General features: G+C 45.9%; 6 protein-coding genes. All 6 read left to right on the forward strand.

Annotation, left to right across the window (positions count from 1 at the left end):
* The coding region (locus Q7J27_09760; protein ID MDO9529432.1) for a response regulator at positions 1–2084 on the forward strand (2084 nt) is incomplete at its 5' end.
* Between the two features lie 225 nt (positions 2085–2309).
* On the forward strand, positions 2310–2615 hold the full coding sequence (locus Q7J27_09765; protein ID MDO9529433.1) for an Hpt domain-containing protein: 306 nt from the start codon (positions 2310–2312) through the stop codon (positions 2613–2615).
* Positions 2608–5154, forward strand: coding sequence for an ATPase, T2SS/T4P/T4SS family (locus tag Q7J27_09770; protein ID MDO9529434.1), 2547 nt, complete (start codon positions 2608–2610; stop codon positions 5152–5154). The genes Q7J27_09765 and Q7J27_09770 overlap by 8 nt, the downstream gene beginning before the upstream one ends.
* Positions 5155–5160: 6 nt before the next feature.
* Complete coding sequence (locus Q7J27_09775; GenBank protein ID MDO9529435.1) at positions 5161–5523, forward strand: Hpt domain-containing protein; 363 nt, start codon at positions 5161–5163, stop codon at positions 5521–5523.
* On the forward strand, positions 5520–6440 hold the full coding sequence (locus Q7J27_09780; GenBank protein MDO9529436.1) for a diguanylate cyclase: 921 nt from the start codon (positions 5520–5522) through the stop codon (positions 6438–6440). Before Q7J27_09775 ends, Q7J27_09780 begins: the two co-directional genes overlap by 4 nt.
* A 121-nt stretch (positions 6441–6561) precedes the next feature.
* A partial coding sequence (locus Q7J27_09785; protein MDO9529437.1) for an HD domain-containing protein occupies positions 6562–7892 on the forward strand: 1331 nt, incomplete at its 3' end.

A 7892-nucleotide genomic window follows, 5' to 3' on the forward strand; every position in this document is an offset into this window, starting at 1 on the left:
TCAAAGGTGAAGGTGGTAAAATAACAGCCGTAACGATTGTCTCAAAGGACATCACCGAGCGTAAGCAGATGGAGAAAGCGCTACAGGAGAGTGAAGAAATATTCAGGACTATAAGCACGGTGGCCAATGATGGCATTATTATGCTAAATAATGAAGGAGAAGTTACCTACTGGAACGAGGCAGCAGAAAGGATGTTTGGTTATACAAGCGAAGAGATCCTGGGGAAGGAATTGCACCCTACCCTTGCGCCAAAACGCTATCACGAAGACTACAAAGTTGGATTCAGTAAATTTAAGATGACCGGACAGGGGGCTGCCGTGGGCCAAACCCTTGAACTGATGGCTTTAAAAAAGGACGGAACAGAATTCCCCGTAGAACTGTCCATGACCTCGACCAAGTTAAAAGACAGATGGAACGCCATAGGTCTCGTACGTGACATTACCAAGCGAAAGCGGGTGGAGGAGGAGCTGCAAAAGGCCAGAGAAGAGGCTGAGGCTGCCAGCCACGCCAAGACCGAATTCCTGGCCGGTATGAGCCACGAGATCCGGACACCTATGAACGCCATCATCGGGATGGCCGATCTTCTGTTGGAAACCCCACTGGACCACGAACAGCAACAATTTGTACAAACATTCCAGGCAGCCAGTGAAAATCTTTTAAGCATCATTAACAATATTCTTGATATTTCGAAAGTGGAAGCCGGCCACATTTATCTCGAAACGATCGACTTTGACCTTAATGATGTGATTGGAAAAACAGGCGAAGTAATGGCAATTCGCGCCCATAAAAAAGGCCTGGAGCTGGCCTATAATATTCTACCGGATGTCCCGACCGCCCTTTTTGGCGATCCCGTCCGTTTGCAACAGATACTGATGAACCTTGTAGGGAATGCGATAAAGTTCACCGAGAAGGGAGAGGTCATTATTCAGGTCGAGAGGCAGGGGTCAGAGGTCAGGGATGATGGATCAGGGGGTGGCAAAGTGGAATTGCTCTTTTCTGTAACCGACACAGGGATCGGAATACCTCCGGAAAAAATCGACACAATCTTTGACGTTTTCATGCAGGCCGATTCATCGACCACCCGCAAATATGGCGGGACGGGACTTGGACTGACCATCTCAAAACAACTGGTGGAACTCATGGGCGGGCATGTCCGGGTGGAAAGCGAGCAGGGTAAGCGAAGTACCTTTTCGTTTACTGCAAAGTTTGCGATTGGCTCCGTGCCAGAGGAACGGATCGAAAGACTTCCAGTGGATTTAAAGAGGTTAAAAGTGCTTGTGGTTGATGACAACAAAACGAGTCGTATGATATTGAGCAGGGTGCTTTCCGGATTGGGCGCCCTGGTAGTCAAGGCGGAGGATGGCAAGCAAGGACTCGCCGAATTTAAGCGCGCCGCCGATGCAGGCGCTCCGTTTCAGCTGGCTCTGATCGACAGGCATATGCCTGTTATGGACGGATTCGAATTGGCCAAACATATAAAAGAAGAGGTGGGAGATGTTAAGGATACGGCCGTTATGATGCTCACCTCAGATGATCGATACGGTGATATTAGCCGATGCAAGGAACTCGGTATATCATTTTATCTTGTAAAACCCGTGAAAAAGGCTAATCTTCTGGATGCTATCGCTGCCGTCCTCGGTCGCAAGACGACGCTTGCCATTGGCAGGGTTCCTGATGTAAAACCGGTGGACTTCAGTAAAACCCGCCCCTTTAACATTTTGCTCGTTGAGGATTCCGCAGATAACCGTCTTCTTATCCAGTCATACTTCAAGAGGACTTCAGATCATATAGACATAGCGGAAAATGGCGAGATTGCCGTTGAGAAGTTTAAGTCAGGGAAGTACGATCTTGTGCTGATGGATGTGCAGATGCCCGTGATGGACGGCTATACTGCCACCCGTGAGATCAGAAAATGGGAGCGTGAAAGCGGGGGGAAAGAAACTCCCATCATTGCCCTTACCGCCCATGCCATGGCAGAAGATGCCAAAAAGAGCCTTGACGCAGGATGTACCCATCATCTGACAAAACCGATAAGGAAGGCAACGCTTATGGAGACGATACAGAGATATAAGGATAGAGAATGAAACCAAAAATTAACGCATTCGTAAAAAGTCTTTTTGGGTCACCCTGAATTTATTTCAGGGTCTCTAACTTGCTGAAATAATAGATGCTGAAACAAGCGAGATCCTGAAACGAGTTCAGGACGACAAATGATGCAGTTTATGACTTTTTACGAACTTGTCAAAATACACGCGGGAAAACAAAAAAAATAAAGGGATATAATATGAACATACCTGAGGTGTGTAACCATGACGGATGAAAAAATAATTGTCCATGTGGACCCGGATATTGAGGACCTTATACCAGGTTTTCTCGAAAACAGACACAAAGACATAAAGACAATAGGAGAATCCCTCGCTGTTGGCGATTATGAGACCATACAGAGACTGGGACACTCGATGAAGGGGGCCGGCGGCGGATACGGATTTGATGAAATTACCGCAATAGGCTCACGCATTGAAAATGCGGCAAAGGAGGAAAACGCAGATGAAATCCAAAGGCAGGCGGGAGAACTCTTGCGTTACCTTGAAAATATTGAGGTAGTTTATGAATAATTTGGCAAAACCTCTGATTCTGTGCATTGACGACTATCCAGACAACCTCAGGTTGATCGAGCGGTTTCTCACGGACAGTTACAATGTCATTACCGCTGATAATGGCCTCAAAGGACTGGAATTAGCCGCCACTGAAAAACCTGACCTTATCCTGCTTGATATCATGATGCCGGAAATGGACGGTTATGAAGTTTGTTCCAGATTACAAAAGAACAATGAAACTGCCTATATCCCGGTAATATTTCTCACTGCTCTGGGGGAGGAGCAAGGCAAGGGAAAGGCATTTTCGGTCGGAGCTGTAGATTATCTGGTAAAACCGGTCCGAAAAGACCTTCTGATGGAAAAGGTCAGCAAGCATTTGCAAACAAATTCCCGATGGAAAGAAATACAGGAAGATGTCAAATCATGGTACGAGAGAATCCAGCCGGCTGATTTCATAAAGTTTAAAGAATCTCTGTTTGAACAATTGAACCTCGATCCCGAAAAAAAATTCAAGTTCGCAAATACTCCCCCTTCAATGATATATTCCATATCATCCGATATAGGAACAAATGAGAGTAAAACAGCTAAACATATTGCGGAGTTTCTGAAGTTGCCGTATGTCCCTCATATCAATCCTGAAGATGTTCAACTGGGTGTCCTCCCCACAACGTTTTGCAAGTCAAACCATATATTGCCGCTAAAGGATAAATCCGGTAAAAAGGCCTTCGTGGTAATCAACCCTTTTGACTGGGAACTCCTGGATACCATGATGAAATTTTCCGGCCTTGATAAAGCATCCAATCTAATCATAACAGAACCTGAAAATATCGAAATGATATTCAAGCATGAAGGGTCGGAACGGGTTGAAGCAGCTCCCATCGCCCCTGACAAACCAAAAATTGAATCGTTGTCAAAACTGACAGAAGCGGAAATAAGAGAACGCCCTGTTGTGCACATTGCCAACAATGTCATAGCCACTGCTGTAAAAGAAAGGGCAAGTGATATTCACATAGAGCCAAAGGAAAACAATTTCCTTGTTCGCTTCCGAATTGACGGTGATTTGAGAGATATATTCACCCTGGAAAAAAATACCGGGATTAAACTCACATCCAGATATAAGGCGCTTGGCGGCCTTGATATAGCGGAGAAAAGAAAGCCCCAGGATGGTGTCTTCGCGGCAGTTATAGATGAAAGAACCTTCAATCTCAGACTGTCCACAACTTCCACGCCCAACGGCGAAAGCATGGTCATGCGACTTCTGGAACCGGATGTAAAGCCGAAAGAGCTGACTGAGCTGGGCATGATGGACAAACAGACAAACACGCTGATCAAAGCCGCCAACCGGAAAGCCGGGCTAATCCTTATAGTGGGGGGCACAGGATCCGGAAAAACCACCACCATTTACAGCCTCCTGAGCAAAATAGACTCTCAAACCCGAAGCCTGATGTCCGTTGAAGATCCCGTTGAATACCGCATACCCTTTGCCAATCAGCAGCAGGTAAATGTAAAGGCCGGTGTTACCTTTGAATCCCTTTTGAAAGCTTCAGTCAGGCAGGACCCCGACATGCTGTACATGGGTGAGGTAAGGGATGGCTATTCTGCAAAAATGGCTATTGATTTTGCCAGCACCGGTCACCTGACCATTACCACCCTGCACACATCTAATGCCACCACCGCTATCTTTCGTCTCGAAAGACTGGGCATTGAACGAGGCACAATGGCAGATGTTATTCTGGCTATTGTCGCCCAGAGACTGCTGAAAAAGCTCTGTTACAATTGCAAGGAAATCGTACCGATCTCACAGGAAGAAATGGAAATGTTATCGCCATATACCGACGACATTCCATCCCGCGTTGCTCACCCTGTCGGTTGTACAGAGTGCAATGATACGGGTTATTATGGTCGCGAAGGAATCTATGAAATCATAGAATTCAATCCGGCTATTTCTGAAATGGTACGCATGGGAGCACCCGTTTCGGAAATCAGATCATTCGTCCAGGAAAGAGGCGATTACCTGATAAGTAACCATGCCCTGGAAAAGATTAAATTTTTTATCTTTAATCCGAAAGACATTTACGAAAATGTGCTTCTTGAGGAAATTGATTTCAAGAAAGCAAAACCGGTAGAAACGGTCACTGAAGCAGCATTAGCCGACGAAGCAAAAGAAGAGGGAGCATCTCTTCTTGTTGTAGAGGATGACGAAGACAATAAAAAACTGATCGAGCGCTTCCTGGAAAATCAGGGATACAGGATTATCACTGCAGAGGACGGCGTTGATGCCCTTCTTCACCTGGGCAAGGAACAATTTGACCTTATCCTTTCCGATGTGGACATGCCCAATTTAGACGGTTTTAAACTGCTTGAGATGGTCAGCCAGAAAGGAATTAAAACACCTGTAATATTCTTAACATCCAGAACCAGCCCGGAAGATGAAGAAAAAGGCTTCAAGCTGGGAGCCATGGATTACATAAGGAAGCCTATTCAAAAGGAAATATTGCTGTTGAGGGTCAAAAGAATCCTTGACGGGGCAAGAAAGCAGGGAAGCAGAGATGGATAAGGAAACATGAAGAAAGAGGAAGCGAGACCGGTATTTGACAGAGATTTTGCATTAGAAATAACTGACGGGGACATAGAATTCTTAAAAGAGCTGGTGGAGGTATTCAGCTCTCAGTATCCTGAAAAATTAGCGAGTATTTCCCTGGGAATAAAGGGAAAAGATTTTAAGACCATCAGCGAGACCGCGCACAGTTTAAAGGGGTCATCCGGTAATCTGGGTCTGACCCGGGTTTATGAACTCTCTTCCGAGATAGAAAGGCTTGCGGAAAAAGGGCAAACTGAAGACATAGAGAAACTTTACATAGAGATTGAAGAAGAGTTAGGCAGATTTAAAGAATTTGTTTCAATGCCCGGATGGGAGGAAGAATGAAAATACTGATTGCAGAAGATGAAACCATCTCTCGCATGATACTGATAAGAACATTGGAGAACCGTGGGTATGAGGTTTTATCGGCACGGGATGGACAGGAGGGATGGGAAATATTTCAGAAAGAAAAAGAGGATATTTCTATTGCCATACTTGACTGGATGATGCCGGGGATGAACGGGCTGGAATTGTGCAAGCGGATAAAAGAGGCCGTTACTTCTCATTATGTTTATGTAATATTCCTGACGGGGAAAAAAGATATAGAAAATATTGTTGAAGGGCTTGAAGCAGGTGCGGATGACTATCTGACAAAACCATTTGACAGGAGAGAGTTATTCTCCAGAATAGAAGTGGGACAGAGGATTGTCGATCTTGAAAGAGCTCTTAATGAGTCGAACCGGAAGCTCCATCAAATGGCTGTTACGGACAGTCTCACAGGGATTTTTAACAGAAGGGCCATTTTGGAACGCTTAGGGGATGAGCTTTCCCGTGCAGGCCGCGAAAAAATCCCTCTTTGCCTGATCATGCTTGACATTGATCACTTCAAAAGGGTTAATGATGAATACGGGCATATTGTGGGTGATAATGTCCTGGTAGAAGTTGTGAACAGGGTAAAGTCTCAACTGAGGTCATATGACATCATGGGCAGGTATGGGGGGGAGGAGTTTCTGCTTGGTGTACCTGGGGCAAACCCCGAAGCCGGCAGGAAAATTGCGGAAAAGCTTCGTACCTGCATCTGCGAAAGACCTTTTGAGATTGATGATAAAAGATTGAATGTGAGCATAAGCCTGGGCGTGACCAGCATAGTGCCGTCAAGAGATGGCAACACAAATGACTTCATAGAAGTTATGATAAAAACTGCTGACGACGCCCTCTATAAGGCAAAGGAAACGGGCAGGAACAGAGTGGTTTACGGATAGGATAAACTTCTCTTGTCATTCCCGCGGAGACGGGAATCCAGGATGTAGGGGCCGATGCCCTCATCGGCCCGTTCAGGGAACGGGCACTACAGTTAGGATTATTACGAAAGAGACTAAAAACATGGAAAAAAAGGCAAGGATTCTGGTTGTTGAAGATGAGAAGGTTGTTGCCGAGGATGTAGCGAGGATTCTACGGAAGCTTGGATACGATGTTCTTGCTGTTGTTTCTTCCGCTGAGGCTGCTGTTAAGATAGCGGAGGAGACGCCTCCGGATTTAGTATTGATGGATATCATGTTGAAAGGTGACATGAATGGCATAGAAGGTGCCGGTCAGATATATCCCCGTTTTGGTGTTCCTGTTGTGTATCTTACTGCTTATGCGGATGATGAGATATTGCAGAAGGCGAAGGAGACAGAGCCGTTCGGTTATATCCTCAAGCCATTCGAGGAGAGAGAACTGCATAGCTCCGTTGAGATTGCCCTTTACAAACATAAAATGGAAAAGGTATTAGTGGAGAATGAAAGGCGCTATCGTCTGCTTGCCGAGAATATATCAGACGTCATCTGGACCATGGATATGGACATGAGGACTACTTATGTCAGCCCTTCTATTGCCAATCTTACGGGTTATACGGTTGAGGAGCAAATGAGCCTGACACTCCATAAGCTCTTGACTCCCGATTCTTTCGAGGTTGCTTCCAAAATTCTCAAAGAAGAAATGGCCATCGAGGCTTCAGGTTCCAAAGATCCGTCTCCAGCGCGGGTAATGGAACTGGAACAGGTACGCAAGGATGGTTCAACCTTATGGACCGAGGCAAAGGTTTCATTCATACGCTCTCAGGATCGCCGTCCGATTGCTTTTGTGGGTGTAACACGCGACATCACCGAACGCAGGCAGGCAAGGGAGGAACTGGAGCAAAGTTGCATAAAACTGCAAAAGACACTGGATGGAGCGATCAATGCCCTGGCATCCGCAGTTGAGATGAGAGATCCCTATACTGCCGGTCATCAACGGCGGGTGGCCGAGCTTTCCTGTGCCATAGCCGGAGAGCTTGGTTTTTCAGAAGAACAGGTTCAGGAAATTTATATAGCTGCAATCGTTCATGATATCGGCAAGATAAATATTTCTTCCGAAATCCTCAGCAAGCCCTCACGGTTAACACAAATTGAGTTTGATATGATAAAGTCTCATTCGCAGGCAGGCCACGACATATTGAAGGAGATAGAATTCTCCTGGCCAATTGCGCAGATAGTGCTTCAGCATCACGAAAGGATGGATGGTTCCGGATATCCTCAAGGTCTTAAAGGTGAGGAGATTCTTCTGGAAGCGAGGATCATAGCTGTGGCAGATGTCGTTGAAGCTATGGCTTCTCACCGGCCTTACCGGCCCGCTGAGAAGATAGAAGATGCGCTGGAAGAAATCTCACGGAATAAAGATGTTCTTTATGATCC

Source organism: Syntrophales bacterium (assembly GCA_030655775.1).
Taxonomy (GTDB): domain Bacteria; phylum Desulfobacterota; class Syntrophia; order Syntrophales; family JADFWA01; genus JAUSPI01.